The organism is Streptomyces sp. NPDC042100, assembly GCF_055582325.1.
This window is the reverse complement of sequence record NZ_JBVJDK010000003.1, coordinates 389,183-405,549: the sequence shown is the minus strand read 5'-3', so window position 1 is coordinate 405,549 and position 16,367 is coordinate 389,183. Positions and strand designations below refer to the sequence as shown.

11 protein-coding genes are annotated in these 16,367 nt (G+C 72.0%); 4 read left to right on the top strand and 7 right to left on the bottom strand.

Annotation, left to right across the window (positions count from 1 at the left end):
• Positions 1 to 8 precede the first annotated feature (8 nt).
• From ACZ6J5_RS09190 to ACZ6J5_RS09175, 4 genes are read right to left on the bottom strand one after another with little or no spacing between them, the layout of a single operon-like run.
• Positions 9 to 1,262 carry a glycoside hydrolase 5 family protein gene (locus ACZ6J5_RS09190; protein ID WP_469389318.1) on the bottom strand — a complete coding sequence of 418 codons (1,254 nt, stop codon included), beginning with the start codon at positions 1,260 to 1,262 and terminating at the stop codon, positions 9 to 11.
• Between the two features lie 51 nt (positions 1,263 to 1,313).
• Positions 1,314 to 2,255 (bottom strand): carbohydrate ABC transporter permease, encoded by a 942-nt coding sequence (locus tag ACZ6J5_RS09185; protein ID WP_469389316.1) that lies wholly within the window; start codon positions 2,253 to 2,255, stop codon positions 1,314 to 1,316.
• Positions 2,255 to 3,226 carry a carbohydrate ABC transporter permease gene (locus tag ACZ6J5_RS09180; protein ID WP_469389314.1) on the bottom strand — a complete coding sequence of 324 codons (972 nt, stop codon included), beginning with the start codon at positions 3,224 to 3,226 and terminating at the stop codon, positions 2,255 to 2,257. The genes ACZ6J5_RS09185 and ACZ6J5_RS09180 overlap by 1 nt, the downstream gene beginning before the upstream one ends.
• 16 nt (positions 3,227 to 3,242) lie before the next feature.
• A complete protein-coding gene (locus ACZ6J5_RS09175; protein ID WP_469389312.1) occupies positions 3,243 to 4,544 on the bottom strand; it encodes an ABC transporter substrate-binding protein in 1,302 nt (433 codons plus the stop codon).
• Between the two features lie 305 nt (positions 4,545 to 4,849).
• Here ACZ6J5_RS09175 and ACZ6J5_RS09170 point away from each other — a divergent pair, with 305 nt between their 5' ends.
• Entirely contained in the window at positions 4,850 to 6,007 is a 1,158-nt protein-coding gene (locus ACZ6J5_RS09170) for a LacI family DNA-binding transcriptional regulator (protein WP_469389310.1), read from the top strand.
• Between the two features lie 158 nt (positions 6,008 to 6,165).
• The gene (locus tag ACZ6J5_RS09165) at positions 6,166 to 7,155 is read left to right on the top strand and encodes an ROK family protein (RefSeq protein ID WP_469389308.1); all 990 of its coding nucleotides are present in this window, start codon (positions 6,166 to 6,168) and stop codon (positions 7,153 to 7,155) included.
• 172 nt (positions 7,156 to 7,327) lie between these two features.
• On the opposite strand, the gene ACZ6J5_RS09160 is transcribed toward ACZ6J5_RS09165, so the two are convergent.
• A complete protein-coding gene (locus tag ACZ6J5_RS09160; protein ID WP_469389306.1) occupies positions 7,328 to 8,419 on the bottom strand; it encodes an ABC transporter ATP-binding protein in 1,092 nt (363 codons plus the stop codon).
• Positions 8,420 to 8,730: 311 nt separating this feature from the next.
• Between ACZ6J5_RS09160 and ACZ6J5_RS09155 the strand changes: the two genes are divergently transcribed.
• Positions 8,731 to 9,771 carry a vWA domain-containing protein gene (locus ACZ6J5_RS09155; protein ID WP_469389304.1) on the top strand — a complete coding sequence of 347 codons (1,041 nt, stop codon included), beginning with the start codon at positions 8,731 to 8,733 and terminating at the stop codon, positions 9,769 to 9,771.
• 154 nt (positions 9,772 to 9,925) lie between these two features.
• Positions 9,926 to 12,199 carry a hypothetical protein gene (locus tag ACZ6J5_RS09150; RefSeq protein WP_469389302.1) on the top strand — a complete coding sequence of 758 codons (2,274 nt, stop codon included), beginning with the start codon at positions 9,926 to 9,928 and terminating at the stop codon, positions 12,197 to 12,199.
• A gap of 45 nt (positions 12,200 to 12,244) precedes the next feature.
• Here ACZ6J5_RS09150 and ACZ6J5_RS09145 read toward each other — a convergent pair whose 3' ends face one another.
• Together ACZ6J5_RS09145 and ACZ6J5_RS09140 are read right to left on the bottom strand one after the other, a co-directional pair.
• Positions 12,245 to 14,641, bottom strand: coding sequence for an ADP-ribosyltransferase domain-containing protein (locus ACZ6J5_RS09145; protein WP_469389300.1), 2,397 nt, complete (start codon positions 14,639 to 14,641; stop codon positions 12,245 to 12,247).
• Positions 14,642 to 14,774: 133 nt separating this feature from the next.
• A complete protein-coding gene (locus ACZ6J5_RS09140; RefSeq protein WP_469389638.1) occupies positions 14,775 to 16,112 on the bottom strand; it encodes a lamin tail domain-containing protein in 1,338 nt (445 codons plus the stop codon).
• Positions 16,113 to 16,367 lie beyond the last annotated feature (255 nt).

The following is a 16,367-nucleotide window of genomic DNA, read 5'->3' as shown; positions in this document are numbered from 1 at the left end:
CCCGCCCGTCATTGGACCTGCTCGACGCCGACCACCTCCGTGATGCCCCGGGCGGCCAGGTGGGCGGCGTCGTCCGCGAGCGGGGCGAGGACGGCCGTGGGGCGGACTCCGTCGGCGACGAGCCGGAAGTACGCCTCGTAGAAGGCGCCGCCGGGGGCGCACACGGAACGGGCCGGCATGCTGGGCCCCTCCCCCGCGTCCACGACGAGGGCGGTGGTGCGCGGCGCGGGGGCGGGCAGGCCCTCGCCCGCCGCGTACCGGCGTGCCCAGCGTTCCAGGACGCGCGCGGTGTCCTTGGGCTCCCGGTCGTTGGTGAGCAGCCCCAGCCCGTACTCCAGCTCGGGGAAGTCGGCGAGCTCGCGGGAGACGTCGTGGGAGCACCACCAGGTGACGCCCCACAGGTCGGGGCAGTCGAGGGCGTTGCGCAGGGTGGCCTCGGTGAAGGCGGCGGCGTGCTCGGCGGGCACGAGGGGGGCGGGGGCGCCCACCTCCTGGAGCCAGACCGGGCGGCGCGGGTCGCGGGCCCATGCCTTGGAGAGTTCGACCAGGTAGGCGGCGTGGTGCTCGGTGGGGGCCGAGACACGGCCGTGGAGCTGGGCGGTGCCGTTGAAGACCCAGGAGTGGACGGCGGTCATGGCCCCGTGCCGGGCGGCGTGCTCGGGGGTGAACGGCATGTCGTCCTGGTACCAGGTGGCGTCGTACTCGGCGTGCAGGTGGGTGCGGCCGGGGGCGCCCTCCTCGCAGGCGGCGAGCATCCGGGTGAGCCAGCCGTCGATCTGCTCGGGGGTGGCGCGGTCCGGGTCGGGGTGGGGGTCGGCGGAGAACTGGTTGATCTCGTTGCCGACGGTCATCCCGAGGAAGTTCGGCCGGCCGGCCAGCTCCCTGGCGAGGGTGCGCAGGTAGGCGGCCTGGCCGTCGACGACGTCCGGGTCGGTGAAGAGGTTGCGGCGGTGCCAGGTCCGGGTCCAGGCGGGGAGGAAGTCGAAGCTGGACAGGTGGCCCTGGAGGCCGTCCACGTTGACGTCGAGGCCGAGTGCGCCGGCCGTGTCGACCAGGTCGAGGAGCTGGTCGACGGCGCGGGGGCGGATCAGGGAGCGGTTCGGCTGGAAGTACGGCCAGAGGGGGAAGACCCGGATGTGGTCGAGGCCGAGGGCGGCGATGGACTCGAGGTCGGCGCGGACGGCGCCGGGGTCGTAGTCGAGCCAGTGGTGGAACCAGCCCTGGCTGGGGGTGTAGTTGACGCCGAAGCGGGGGGTGGTCATGGGAGGGTCTCCAGGTGGGGGGATGCGGAGGCCTGCGGGCGCGGTGGCGGGTCAGCCCTTGACGGCGCCTTCGCCGACGCCCTTGAAGAAGAAGCGCTGGAGGCAGGCGAACATCACGATCAGCGGGGCCACGGCGATGATGGTGCCGGCGGCGATCACCCTCTGGTTGTTGGCGAAGGTGCCGTGGAGGAAGTTGAGTCCGACGGTGAGCGTGAAGTTGTCGGAGTCGGAGAGCACGATCAGCGGCCAGAGGAAGTCGTCCCAGGCGCCCATGAAGGCGAAGATCGCGACGACGGCGAGGGTGCCCTTGACGGCGGGGAGGGCGACCTTGACGAAGCGCTGCCAGACGTTGGCGCCGTCGACGATCGCGGCTTCCTCGACCTCGAAGGGGATGTTGCTGAAGGCGTTGCGCATCAGGAGCACGTTCATGGCGCCGATGCAGCCGGGCAGCACCACGGCGACGAGGGTGTCGTTGATGTCGAGGCTGCGCATGGTCGCGAACTGGGCGATCATGATCGCTTCCATCGGGACCAGCAGCGCGAGGACGAAGACGAGCCCGGCGGCGGCGCGGCCCTTGAAGCGGAGCCGGGCGAGCGCGTAGCCGGCCATGGCGGCGCCGATCACGTTGGTGAGGACGTTGGTGACGGCGACCTTGAGGGAGTTGAAGATGTAGTCCCACACCGGGATGATGTCGGCGACGCCCTTGTAGTTGTCCCAGGTCGGGTGCTCGGGCAGCAGCCGGGGCGGCGAGGTGAAGATGTCCTCGGTGGCGCCCTTGAGCGAGGTGGAGAGCTGCCACAGGAACGGGCCGATCATGATCACCAGTACGAGGAGGAGCACGGCGTACCGGACCACGAGGAGCCAGCGGGGGGCGCGGCGCCCGTTGCGGCGGCGCCGGGGCTTGCCCGCCGGGGCGGAGCCGGCGGCCCGGGCGGGCCCGGGGGCGGCGGCCGGGGACGGGGCCGGTGCCGGGATGTCGCTGGTGGTGGTCATCAGTCCTTGTCCTTCCGGTCGGCCCGCAGCACGACGAGCATGAGGATCAGCGTCAGGACGAACAGGGTGATCGAGATCGCCGACGCGTAGCCGGTGCGGCCCTGGAGTCCGGTGCCGACGCGCTGGATCAGCATGACGAGCGTGGTGTCCTGGCCGCCGGGGCCGCCGGTCGGTCCGGCGATCATGAAGACCTCGGAGAAGACCTTGAAGGCCGAGACGGCGGAGAGGGCGCCCACGAGGACCATGGTCGAGCGGACGGCGGGCACGGTGATCGACCAGAAGCGGCGGATCGCGCCGGCGCCGTCGACCTCGGCGGCCTCGTGGAGTTCCCGGGGCACGTTGGCCAGCGCCGCCAGGTAGATGATCATGTAGTAGCCGAGGCCCTTCCAGACCGTCAGCAGCATCGAGCAGAGCAGCAGGAGCCACTGGTTGGAGAGGAACGGCACGGGGTCGATGCCGAGCATCTGGAGGACCCCGTTGATGAGGCCCCGGTCGTCCAGCATCCACACCCACATGAGGGCGACGACCACCACGGAGGCCACGACGGGCGTGTAGTAGGCGGAGCGGAAGAACGCGATGCCGGGGACCTGCTTCTGCACCAGGAGCGCCAGCAGCAGCGGCAGCAGCACCAGCAGCGGGACCACGACGACGACGTACAGGGCGCTGTTGCGGAGCGCGATCCAGAACTGCTCGTCGCTGAAGAGGGCGGTGAAGTTGTCGAAGCCGACGAACTCGCCCTCGGTGAGGGTGCGGGCGTCGGTGAGGGACTTCCACACCGTCGCGAAGAAGGGGTAGAGGTTGAACGCCAGGGTGATCAGCAGCCCGGGCGCCAGGAACAGCCAGGGGCTGAGGGGCTTGTGGGTGCGGCGCCCCCGCCCGCCGCCGCGCCCGGTGGCGCGGCGGCGGGCGGCGGAGCCCGTGGCGGTCGGCGCGGGACCGGGGGTCCTGGCCGGTGCGGAGGTGGTGCTCACGGGACTCACCGTTCGGTCAGTTCTGCTCGAGGAGCTTGTTCATCTGCTCGGCGGCGCTGTCCAGGGCCGCCTTCGGGCTGAGCTTGCCCGTGAAGCACTTGGCGATCTCGTTGCGCAGGATCGTCTTCATCTCGTCGCTGAAGAGGACGGGCGTGTAGTTCACCGCGGTCGGCAGCATCTTGGCCGAGGCGACCCGGATCTTGCCCTCCTCGGTGCCGTCCGGCTTCGTCCAGTACTCCTTGTCCAGCGAGCCCTTCGTGGACGGGAAGACGGCGACCTTGTGAGCGAAGTCCTCCTGGTTCTTCGCGTTGGTGAGGAAGTGCGCGAAGGCCACGGCGGTGGCGGTGTTCTTGCTCTGGGCGTTCACCGACAGGCCCTGGAGGTACATGTTCTGCTTGCCGGTGTTCGTCGGCACTTCGGTGATGCCGATGTTCTCGTACAGCGACGGCGCGTTCTTCTTGAAGTTGTCGAGGTCGTGCGCGCTGCCGGGATTCATGGCGATTTCCTGCTGCAGGAACTTCTGCCCCGTGGAATCGTCCTTGAGGGTCAGCGTCTGCTTATGCAGTCCGCCGTTGTCGTACAGTTCCTTGAACTTGGTGAGGAGTTCCACGCCCTTGTCGCTGTTGAGCGTGATCTTCTTCCCCGCCTTGTCGATCGCCTCGACGCCGTAGCGGCCGAAGTCCTCGACGGTCGGGGGCTGTCCGAGGGTCGCCTCGCCCTTCTTCGCGAGTTGCGCGGCCACGGCGAACAGCTCGTCGAAGGTCTTGGGCGGCTTGTTGGCGTCGACGCCCGCCTTCTCGAACATGGTCTTGTTGTAGAAGAGCGGCCCGCTGTTGAGGTACCAGGGGAAGGAGTACGTGCCGTCCATGCCCGGCATCTCGTAGCCCTTCCAGGCGCCTTCGAGGTACTCGGGCTTGAACTTCTTGGCGACCTCGTCCTTGTCCAGGTTGAGCAGCAGACCCGCCTTGGCCAGCGGGTACGCGAGGTCGGGCGAGACGTTGACCACGTCGGGGAGCGAGCCGGCGGAGGCGTCGGCGCTCAGCTTGTCCGGGTAGCCGTCGGCGGGCTGGTCCACCCACTTGACCTTCGCCCCGGGGTGCTCCTTCTCGAAGTCCGCGATGGCGCCTTCGAAATAGTCCTTGAAGTTCGCCCGCAGGTTCCAGGTCTGGAACTTGATGGTCCCTTCGACCTTTCCGTCGGTGGACGATCCGGCCTTCGCGGATCCGCCGCCACCGCCACAAGCGGTAATGGTGGCGAGACAGAGGACCGTACCGATTCCTACGGTTGTCCTGATCGCGACGCTGCGAGAAATGGACATCTGGGCTGACTCCTTGCTGCAGATCAATGCGGGTGGGTCGAGCTGCCCTCACCTTGGATCCGAATAAGCTTTAGGTCAAAGCCCGTTGGACGGCCTCTGGAGGCAAACTCCCAGGTCAGCGTCACTAAAGAGGACTAAAGTTTCTAAACCTGTGGTCATTGGTCGCTACACCCGCTCCGCACGGGGAGTTTTACTGAGCACAGCAGCCACGACCAGGAGGTATTCCCGCGGACATGTGTGCGCAGAAGAACGGGAACGAAGGCCCGTACCGCCCCGGAAGGCCGCTGACGCCGCCCCGTGGCCCCGTGGCCCGCCGGTACCCCGCCCCCGCGCGCCGCCCGTCCTGGGAGGCCCCCCCGGCGCCGCCCGGCCCCCGCGCCCCCACGCTCAAGGAGATCGCCGACGAGGCCGGGGTGTCGCCGACGGCGGTCTCCTTCGCCCTGAACAACCGGGCCGGTGTCTCGGACGAGACCCGCCGCCGGATCCTCTCCCTCGCCTCCCAGATGGGCCGGCGCGTCCCCGCCGCCGGAACGGCGCCGGCCGGGGACCGCTCCCGCGCCATCGGTCTCGTCCTCGCCCGCCCGGCCGGCAGCCTCGGCGTCGAGGCCTTCTTCCTCCAGGTGGTCTCGGGCATCCAGGCGGCGCTCGCCCCGCACGACCACGCCCTGGTCTTCCAGATGGTCGACGACATCGACGCCGAGTGCGAGCTGTACCGGCGCTGGTGGACCGAGCGCCGCGTCGACGGCGTCATCGTGGTCGACCCCCGGGTCAGCGACCCGCGCCCGGAGACCCTCGCCGTGCTCGGCCTGCCCGCCGTCGTCATCGGCGCCCTGAACAGCGCCGGCCCCGACGGCCCGGACTCCGGTCCGCAGCGGCGCCGCGCCGCCCTCTCCACCCTCTGGGCGGACGACGCGGGCGCCATGGACCTGATCGTGCACCACCTCCACGAGCTCGGGCACCGGCGCATCGCCCACATGGCGGGGCCGCCCGGGCTCGCGCACACCGCCCGCCGGATCGCCGCCCTGCGCTCCGCCGCCCGCCGGCTGGGCCTCGACCACATCGTCTCGGTCACCACCGACTTCTCCGACCGGCAGGGCGTCAAGGCGGCCCGGCGCCTCCTCGGCGCCCCGCTGCGCCCCACGGCCCTCATCTGCCACAACGAGGTGATGGCGGTGACGGCGGCGGGCGTCGCCGCGGAGCGCGGGCTGCGGATCCCGGAGGACGTGTCGATCGTGTCGTGGGAGGACTCGGCGATCTGCCGCAGCTTCCACCCCCCGCTCAGCGCCCTCACCCGCGAACCGGGCTCCTTCGGCCGCCGGGCCGCGGCCGAGGTCCTCCACCTCCTCGCCGGCGCGGAGGCCCGCCGCCTCCAGGACCCGCTGCCGAGCCTGGAGGTCCGCGAGAGCTGCGGCCCCGCACCGCTCGACGGCCGGGCCCCGGAGGCCGACCACCAGAGCGAGTGAGGGGCCGCCGCCGACGGCGTCAGGTGCCTCGCGACTCCTGCCGCTCCCTTCCCCCCTCCCACCGCACCTTCCGTCCCCTCTCCTTCCGTCCCCTCTCTCTTCCGTCCTCTTTCCTTCCGTCCTCTTCCAGCCCACGACAGCGAGCGAGTGCCAGCCCCATGTCCGAGACCTCCCAGCCCCGAACCCCCCAGACGTCCTCCCGGCCCGCGGACTCGGTGGTCGCCGCCATCGACATCGGCGGAACCAAGATCGCCGGTGCGCTGGTCGATGGCGACGGCGCGCTGCTGACGCGCGTCCAGCTCCCGACGCCCGCCACCCAGGGCGCCGACACGCTCATGCACCAGGTCGAGCTCGTGCTCGCCGAACTGCGGGCCCACGCGGACTGGTCGCGCGTGCGGGCGCTGGGCGTGGGCTGCGCAGGGCCGGTCGACACGGTCGCGGGGACCGTCAGCCCCGTCAACATCCCCGGCTGGCGCGAGTTCCCGCTGGTGGACCGGCTCCGCGCCGCCGTCGCGGACTGCGCCGACGGTGCGGAGCTGCCGGTGCGGATGATCGCGGACGGGCCGGCGATGGCCGCCGCCGAGTTCTGGAACGGCGCCGCCCGGGGAACGGTCAACGCCCTCTGCATGGTGGTCTCCACCGGGGTCGGCGGCGGGCTGATCCTCGACGGCAAGCCGTACATGGGCCTCAGCGGCAACGCGGGCCACATCGGGCACATCAGCGTCGACCTCGACGGGGAGGAGTGCCCCTGCGGCGGCCGTGGCTGCGTGGAGCGGCTCGCCAGCGGCCCCAGCATCGTGCGCTACGCGCTGGCGGAGGGCTGGACCCCGCCGGCCGGCGAGGAGGCCACGGCCCGTACGGTCGCCGAGGCCGCGCGGCGCGGCGAGGCGGTGCCGCTCGCCGCGTTCGCCCGCGCGGCCCGCGCGGTGGCCGCCTCGGTGGCGGCGACGGCGGCTCTGGTGGAGCTGGAGGTCGTGGTGATCGGCGGCGGGGTCGCGGCCTCGGGGGATCTGCTCTTCGACGGCGTGCGCGCCGAGTTGAAGCGGTACGCGACCCTGAGCTTCACCCGTGACCTGCGGGTCCTCCCGGCGAAGGCGGGCACCGACGCGGGCCTGGTCGGCGCGGCGGCGGTGGCGTTCGGCTTCTGACACCTCGGACCGAAGGGGCCGGGGCGCGCGAGGAGCGCGCCCCGGCCCCTTCGCGCCTTGGGCCCCTTCGTGCCTCCTGCCCCTCGCGCGGGCGGCCTTCGCACGGGCGGCGGAACGCACGAAGGCCCGGGAAGCGGCGCGCGCCGCTTCCCGGGCCTTCCCAGGGCGAGGTCTACGAGGGAAGGCGGTCCCCGGTGACGGCGGAGAACAGGTGGATCTCGTCCTCCCGGGGCAGCACCCTCACGGTCTGGCCCCGCAGGCCCTCCTCGCGCCCGAAGGTGCGTACGGTCATGGGGGCGTCCTCCCCGTTGCCGAGGTCGAGGCGGCCGTAGGCGAAGCCCTCCGAGCCGAGCTCTTCCACGGTGAAGAAGGTGACCGGCAGGCCCTTGTCGCTGTGCCGGGCATGGAAGTCGAGGTGTTCGGGCCGGATGCCCAGGGTGATCTTGTCGCTGTCCGTGGCCTTGCGGGCCGCGTCGCTGATCTTGATGAGGCTGCCGCCGAAGTGGATGCCCTCGTCGGTGAGCGGGAGGGTGAAGATGTTCATGGCGGGCGAGCCGATGAACCCGGCGACGAAGACGTTGGCCGGCTCGTCGTACATCTTGCGCGGCGGGTCGCACTGCTGGAGCACGCCGTCCTTGAGTACGGCGACCCGGTCGCCCATGGTCATGGCTTCGACCTGGTCGTGGGTGACGTACACGGTGGTCGTGCCGAGGCGGCGCTGGAGGGACGCGATCTCGGCACGGGTCTGGACGCGGAGCTTGGCGTCGAGGTTGGACAGCGGCTCGTCCATGAGGAAGACCTGGGGCTCGCGCACGATGGCCCGGCCCATGGCGACGCGCTGACGCTGGCCGCCGGAGAGCGCCTTGGGCTTGCGCTGGAGGTACTCGGTCAGGTCGAGGATGCGGGCCGCCTCCTCGACGCGCCGCTGGATCTCCGCCTTGTCCACCTTGGCGATCTTCAGGGCGAAGCCCATGTTCTGGGCGACCGTCATGTGCGGGTAGAGGGCGTAGTTCTGGAACACCATGGAGATGTCCCGGTCCTTGGGCGGGAGGTAGGTGACGTCGCGGTCACCGATGCTGATCGAGCCGTCCGAGACGTCCTCCAGGCCCGCCAGCATGCGCAGGGTGGTGGACTTGCCGCAGCCGGACGGGCCGACGAGGACGAGGAACTCGCCGTCACGGATGTCGAGGTCGAGGTTCTTGACGGTGGGCCCGTCGGCCCCCGGGTAGGTCAGCGACACGTTGTCGAAGACGATGCCTGCCACGGTGGTTCCTTCCCATCACCGGCGGTACGTGCCGGACGATCCAAGTGGAATGAGAGCAACTGGTGTAGACCAATTGCCCTCACCCTCCTCAGTGGCGGCACCGCTGGTCAAGCCCTCCACGCCCCCACTCGCCCGCTCCGCCGAGAAGGGGCCGAACGGCCCCGCGCCCGACGGACCGAAAGACCCGCCGGAGCCCCGGATCAGCCACCCAAGGACCCGGGCTTCCGGCCCTCCCCGGCGACGGCGCCCAGGGCCGTTGTCAGTGGTGGATGAGAAGGTAGGTATATCGAGTTCGAGGAGGGGGAGCCTTCATGGCCGGAAACCAGAACTACATCAATCATGTCGCCCTTGTGCTGGACGCGAGTTCGTCGATGTCGCGCCTGAGCCGAAAGGTCGTCGAGGTCGCCGATCAGCAGATCTCCTATCTGGCCCGGCGTTCTCAGGAACTCGACCAGGAAACGCGGGTCACGGTCTATGTGTTCGCCGACAAGGTGGAATGCGTGATCTACGACAAGGACGTGCTTCGGATGCCGTCCCTGAAGTCGCTCTACCGGGTCGGCGGCATGACCGCCCTGCTCGCCGCCACGCTCAAGTCGCAGCGGGAGCTGGCCCAGACGGCACAGCTGTACGGCGACCACAGCTTCCTGACCTTCGTGCTGACGGACGGCCAGGAGAACGCGAGCCACCGCTGCGCCGACGCCCCGAGCACGGACCCGCGCGGCCTGATGCGGGCCGTCGCGGAGCTCGTCGAGAAGCAGGAGGACAACTGGACGCTGGCCGTCCTCGTGCCGGACCAGATGGGCAAGCGCGAGGCCATGCAGTGCGGTTTCCCCAAGGACAACATCGCCGTCTGGGACGCCACGAGCACGCAGGGCCTGGAAGAGGCCGGAATCGTCATCCGGGAGGCCACCGAGAAATTCATGGTGGGTCGCACGAAGGGAATCCGAGGCTCCCGCGCGGTCTTCTCCACCGGAGCCGAGGCGGTCAACACGGAAACCATCAAGGCGGCCGGTCTGACCCCGCTGGACACGTCCACTTATCAGCTGATTCCTGTAGCCCGTGACATAGCGATCCGGGAATGGGTCACCGAAAGCGGACACAGCTACCGGACGGGCTGTGCCTTCTATCAGTTGAGCAAGTCGGAGAAGGTCCAGGCACGCAAGCAGATCGCCGTCCTGGAGAAGAAGACGGACCGGATCTACAGCGGCCCCGAGGCCCGCGCCCTGCTCGGTCTGCCGGACGCGGAGGTCCGCGTGAAGCCCGACCACAACGACGACTTCACGATCTTCGTGCAGAGCACGAGTGTGAACCGCAAGCTCGTGGCCCAGACCCGGCTCCTCCTCATGAACTGACCGGACCGGACGCCCCCGTCCCCCGTGCCCCGCCATCGCTCATCTGCGACGCCCCCTCCCCCAGCAGGCCGGTGAGGGGGCGCGTCGGCTTCCCGGCCGGGACCGGTCACACATCCGGGGGTGACGTCGCTCCGGCGGGCTCGTTGGCCCGTGTATGCAGTCCCCTCAGACGAACAGCTCTCCCACTCGTCCGGCCTCGATACCCGCCCCCCGGCCGCCCTCTCGCGACCAGGCGGAGGCGGCGCTGATCGAGCACTATCCCGCCCTCGTGCGACTCGCCTATCTGATCCTGCCGCCCCGCCTCGGCCGGCACCGCAAGGTCCTCGCCTCCCACGCCCTGGTCCAACGCACTCTCAGCCGCACCAGCGGCCTCACGCACCGGGGTCCGTCCACGGGAGAACGGGACGCGGACAGGTACGAGGCCGGGGCCGGAGCCGGGGCCGGGGACCGCGCGCGGCCGGAGCGGACGGAGGAGGCGGGACGGGACGCGGCCACCGGCACAACCGAGGACGGAGCGGGCGCGCACGAGGCGAGCGCGCACGAGACAGGCGCGTACGACGTGGGCCCCGCAGGAACGGGCACGACCGGAACGGTCCCGGCAGGAACGGGCACGACCGGAACGGGCCCCGCAGGAACGGGCGTGGCCGGGTCCGGCGACGTGGCCGCCGTCGGACGGCAGCCCTCGCCCGGGGCCCCTGACCTCCCGCCGCTGCCACGGCCCCGCACCGAAGAGGCACCCGCGCGGTCGGCGCGGGACTGGCTCCGCGCCCGGGTCGTACGGGACGCCCTGCGCCCGCCGCTCCGCGTGGCGACCGGCGCGGCCCTGCCCAAGGCGCTCGGCCTGCGGATGTTCCCCCGGGCGGGCGGGACGGACGAGCTCGCGCTGGACCGGGCCCTCGCCGCCGCCGAGCCCGCGACCCGCGCGGCCCTGGCGCTGACGGCCCTGGAGGGCCTCGCCCCCGCCGCCGCGCTCGCGCTGCTGCGCGGCGCGGGCGTCGCCGAGCCGGAGCGGGCGGTGCGGGAGGCCGAGCGGCTGCGGACGCTCGGTGGCCCCGACGTGGCCGAGCTGCTGCGCCGCCCGGAGTTCGACCCCTGCACGGTCCACCTGCGCCCGACCGATCTGCTGCGCCGGAGCCGGCGTGTCCGCGCGGCCGCCCTCGTCGCCGCTGTCGCCCTCGTCACCGGAACCGCCGTCGGCGTCCTCGGCGACGGGCCCTCGGCCCCCGCTCCCCCGCGCACGGCCGGGGCTTCGCTCCCGGAGACCTGGACGCCGTCGCGCGTACCGTCCGAGCAGTGGGCCGACACCGCACGGGTCGACTTCACGGCCTGGCCGGCGCGTGGCGACCGGACCGGCGACCAGGCCCTGATCCGGCGGGCCATGACGGCGTGGACGGGCGGCGGCCCCGGCCCAGCGGCGGGCTCCGAGCAGCCGTCCCTGCTGTACGCGGGCACGGTGGACGGCTCGACCGTCGTTCTCCTGCACACCGGCCGCACCCTCATCCGCTACACCGACCCGGGCCAGGCCGCGCTCCGCTCCGGCCCCGGGGGCGACAGGGGCTCCCTGGTACGTACGCGGGCCGACAACAGCGATGTGACGACCGCGGCGGCCGTCGTGCTCACCCGGACGGGAGACCGCACCCGCTATCTGCTCGCGCCCTGGATCGCCGAGGTGGGGACGCGCGACCTGCGCGCCCCCGCCTCGGCGGCCCGCCCCCTCCGCGTATCGGCGGACGGGACCACGGAATCCGTGCCCTCCCCCTTGGCAGCCGGCTCCTGTGACCCGGTCCCGGTGCTGCAACTCCGTTCCTCCAGAAGGATCGTGGAGGATCACGCCTTCCTCGTCGCCGATCTGGGCGACCTCGTCCCCGCCCATCTGACCTGGACCCCGCTCCCCGTCCCCGGCGAGGCGGCACGGCGGCCACGGGAGGCGGCGGGCCCCCTCGGGCTCGCCGCCTGGGCGCACTCGGCCTGCTCGCTCTCCCGGCTCCGGGACGGCGGCATCCGTTCGGTCAACCGCTGGGAGTTCGCCGCGCAGTCCCTCCCCGAGAACGCGGGACGCGGGCTCTGGATCTGTGCCCGCGCCGACACCTGGGAGGGGCCGGGGCAGGCACAGGTCACGCTGGAGGTCCCCGGCCGCTCGCTGCCCGTCACGACCGTGCGCGACACCGCGGCCTGCGGGCGCTTCGGACAGGACGTCCTCGCGGGCGCCTACTGGTCGGCGAAGCCCCGGGGGCCGCGCTACCTCCTCGCGGCGGGCAGCCGCCGGGTCGTCGGCGTCGCCACGCGGGGCCCGGTCAGTGCCCGCGCCCCCGGACCGGTGCTGGCGGTGCGCGCGGACGGGCCCGCTCCGGTCCGCCTCACCGGACGCCTCCCCGACGGCTCGTCCCTGCCGGGGTGGACAACCCCCTCGATGGAAACCGGCGGGTGAGGAGAAGGGGGCGGGGCCACGGTCCCGCCCCCTCGCACGCACGGGTCAGGACACGAGCGTGCCGTCCACCTCGGTCAGCTTGACGGTGCACAGCCCGCCTCGCTCGGTCGTCACGTCGGTCACCTCCAGCCGGGTGCCCGGAGCGAGGATGTACTCCTCTTCTCCGGTGAAGGCCGAGAAGCTGCGGATGCCGACCGCGTGGGCGGGCGTCACCTCGAACAGCGTCCGCTTGCCCCGGCTGCCGAGGAAGGACCGGGCCACACTCAGCTGCGAGGTGCAGGACGAGACGCCCCACCAGGTGACCGTGCCGCCGACCGGGTACTGCCGCCGCAGGTCCAGGCCGACGCCCCGCCACAGCGGCTGCTTGTGGGCGGGCAGGTCCCCGACCGCGGCGAACAGCAGGCGCAGGTACGGCAGGTAGGGGACGACGCGGCTGCGGTCCGGGGAGCGCAGGACGGCGTTGATGTTCCGGTAGAAGCCGGACTCGCAGGTGTAGAGGAACAGCGCGGCGATGGCGTCGGCCGAGAGTCCCGTCCCGGCCTGTTCGTCCGCCCGCCGCTTGCCGAACTCGCGCGAGCGGTCGATGTGCCGGGCGAGGCCGGCCAGCACCCCGGTGACCGGCGCGACGGCGTCCTCGAACGGCATCAGGGGTGTGTCGAAGACGCCGGTGACCGGGGGCAGGACGTGGCCCTCGTCCTGGACGCTGGTGAGCCGCTCCAGATAGAGCTGGTGGAGCTCCATGGTGGAGGCGATGAAGGCTCCCATCCGCGCGGCGACCCCGGCGTCCGCGCCTGCCCCTCCGGCGCCCGCCGTGGCGCCCGCGCCGGCGGGCGGCGCGTCCCAGCCCTTGCTCGGCAGCCAGTCGACCGCCTCGGCGCCGAGCGAGAGCAGGGCGTCGTTCACCGTGGCGAAGTGGTCGCCCTCGCAGAACAGGTCGCCCTGGGCGGCCGGATTCGCGTGGTCGATGTGCCGCACCTCCACGCCCGGGTACTTCTTCTGCAGCCGCAGGACCGTCCGCTTCAGGCTGCGGGCGTGGGCGCCCCACCAGGTGAAGACGACTCCGCGGTCCCGCTCGTCCACGGCCTCCTGCTTGGCGCGGAGGATCTCCTCGACGATCCCCTCGGCCACCGGACGCCAGAAGCCGGTGTGCTGGTCGGTGGCCATCGCCCCGTCGGCGCTGGCCGTCAGCGAGGCGTTGAGCAGCAGCACGCCCTGCGTGAGCATCGCCTGGAACCACTCGGGCGGCTGGACGGTGTCGCGCTCCTTCAGCAGGGCGCGGACCTCTCCGACGGGCGTCTTCTTGGCGATGCCGTACTTCCACATCGCCGCCGCCTTGATCAGGCAGCGGATGCTGACGACCCTGCCGAACTGGCTGTCCTTCCAGTCGTTGAAGGTGTTGTCGAACATCGCGATGCCGGTGGCGCTCTCCGGCCGCGGATACGGGTTCTGCCCGAAGGCGACCACCTTCCACTTGTGCGGCGGGTGCGGCTTCAGCGCCTGGAAGGTGAGCTCCCGTACGGGCACGACCTGCGGGCTGCGGGCGGGGCCGATGAACGCGGCGGCGTCGGGACGTGCCTCGATGACCGGCTTGAGGACCGGAAGCCAGGACTCTCCCCCGCCCGCGAAGAGTCCGGTGAGACCGAGCGGGTCGTCGGCGGCGGGCGTCTCCGCGGGTGAGGGGGTGTCCGGGGACGCGGGGGTGGTCGTGTGGGCGGGAGCGGTCGTATGAGCGGGAGTGGTCGTGTGGGCGGGTGTGACCGTCTGGGAGGGCGGCGGAAGCTGACAGGTCGGCGGCGTGATCCGCACCCGCGTCGTCTCCGGCGCCTGCTCGATGCCCGCGAGCTGGTGGGTGATCGTGGTACGCAGCTCGTCGTCGTTCTCGAACCAGTGGTCGTGGAAGAGGGTGTAGCCGGTCCACATGAGGTTCGCGCAGACGCGGGGCGGCACCTTGCCCGTCCTGGCGCCCATTCCGACCAGGGCCACCGAGCGGATGCTGCCCGGGACCAGCCGGTTCTGGCGGTGCACGGCCTGGAAGGCCGCCGCGCAGGCCAGCGCCACGTTCAGGGTCTCGCTCACGTTCTGCGAGGAGTCCACCATCGTCGGCGTCGAGATCACGAAGCGCGGTACGGCCGCCCCGGACGGCACGCAGACGGCACTGCCCACGGGCATCCCCCCGGCGAACCGGTCCCGGATCGCCCGGCGCACCTTGAGCTGGATGCCCGCCCCGAGGTGCCGCTTGATCACCGCGTCGACGCCGCCGTCCATCCGGCCGGCCGAGTTCGTCGGCGTGACCCAGGCGTCCACGTCCTCGTCGAGGATCGAACCACGGCGGATCTCGATGCCCGGCGTGTCGGCGAACGCGGCCCGCCACGCCTTCACCACGCTCTCGTTGACATCCGTCAGAACGACCCGGAGCGGCGTCTGCGCACAGCCTTCGGTCATCACGAATCCCCCCTGTCAGAAGCTCTTTACTCCAGCGCTTCCGACGTTACGGGGCACCACTGACAATGCCGGTGGGGGCGCCGGGCACCGGCTCTCGCCGGGCCCGACGCCCCCTTCCGATCCCGTGCTCGGGTCAGCAGGTCACAGTGCCCCTGCGGATCGCGTGCCCGCCGGTGTTGCTGTCGTCGGACCAGTAGACGGGCTTGGTCCCGCCCACGCACTCGTCGGCAGCGGCGAGCGCGAAGCCCTCGTTGTTCAGGTTGGCCATGCCGGCCGGGCGGTTGTAGACGCCGGCCAAGGCGAAGCCGCCGTCGGCACCGACCTTGAAGGTGCGGTGCTGGCCGGAGCAGGTGTCGTCGCAGACGGCCCACAGGCGTGCCGCCTGCGGCTCCCACTGGAGCTCCATCACTCCGGCCATGCCGCTGCCGAGCGTGGCGACGCGGGTGGCGGCGCCGCCGTCCTCCAGCACGTACCCGTAGACCGATCCGGTGCCCTCCACGCCCACGAAGAAGACGCCGCCGGTGTGCGCGCCGAAGCGGGCGGGGTCGTAGGCGGCGCCGGTCGACTGGTCCTTGAATCCGGCGGCGGTGAGAGTGGCGTCGGGGATCCAGGTGATGGCCTCGAAACCGGCGTTGGAGCCCACGGACGGCAGACCGGCGGTCAGGTTCCACTCCTTGGTGGCGGTGAGGCTCGTGCCGCTTCCGGTGGCCACGTCGTACCGGAGGACGGACAGGCGGCTGGTGCCGGAGGCGTCGCCGTTGCGCTCGCTGGCGACGTACGCGCCGCCCGCGGCGCCCGCCCCCGTCAGGGTGACGGCCTCGCTGTCGGGTGCGCCGGAGCCGCCGGGGAAGCGCAGGGTCTTGCCGGAGGTCCAGCCGTTCGCCGTGTCGGGGCGCCAGCCGCCGGAGCCGTCGCGGACCAGCCGCCACAGCTTGCCGGAGTTCTGGGCGCCCCACAGCACGGAGCCCTCCTCGTACAGGCCGCTGAGGTCGGAGCCGAAGACGTTGGAGCCGTCGGCGGTGGCGACGGTGCTGCCGCCGGGCCATGCCTGGGGGCTCGTACCCCCGCCGGAGCCGCAGTTGTTCGGCGCGCCGAGCGTGAGAGCCGCCTGCCCGAAGGCGCCGGTGCCGTCGGGGCAACGCGACCAGGAGGGCGCGGAGTGGCTGGTCCAGGTGTAGCTGTCGACCAGAGTGCTGCCGCCGGGGAGGTAGAGGCGGGCCTTGTCGCTGGAGCCGAGGCCGAAGGCCGCGGAGACGTCGAACGCGCGGGCGGCGCCGGCGGCGAGCGTCGTGCCGCTCGGGACGGTGAACTTGGAGCTGTTGTTGTCGTCCTTGATGATCCACCCGGAGATGTCCACGGCGGCCGTGCCCTTGTTGAACAGTTCGACGGAGTCGTTGACGCTGCCGGTCGTCACCACCTCGTTGATGCGGATGTCGTCGGCCGGGGCCGCCTGGGCCGCGGGGGCGGGCATCGCCAGGGCGGCGGCCATGAGGGAGCCGGCGACGGCGAGCCGGAGCCGGCCGCGCGGGGAGGGGGCGAGGCGAAGAGGTCCACGGGGAGCACGCACTTCGGGCACGGTGTCCGTCCTGGTTGGGGGTGGGTGGGGTCGAGCGGGTGGTGCGGGGTGGAGCGGCGGGGCTGAGCAGGAAGAGGTTCGCGGCCACTGTCGAACGGCGGTCGGCATCGGACCGCTCGCCACGTGAACGCGCGCCGAACGGCAGGTCGC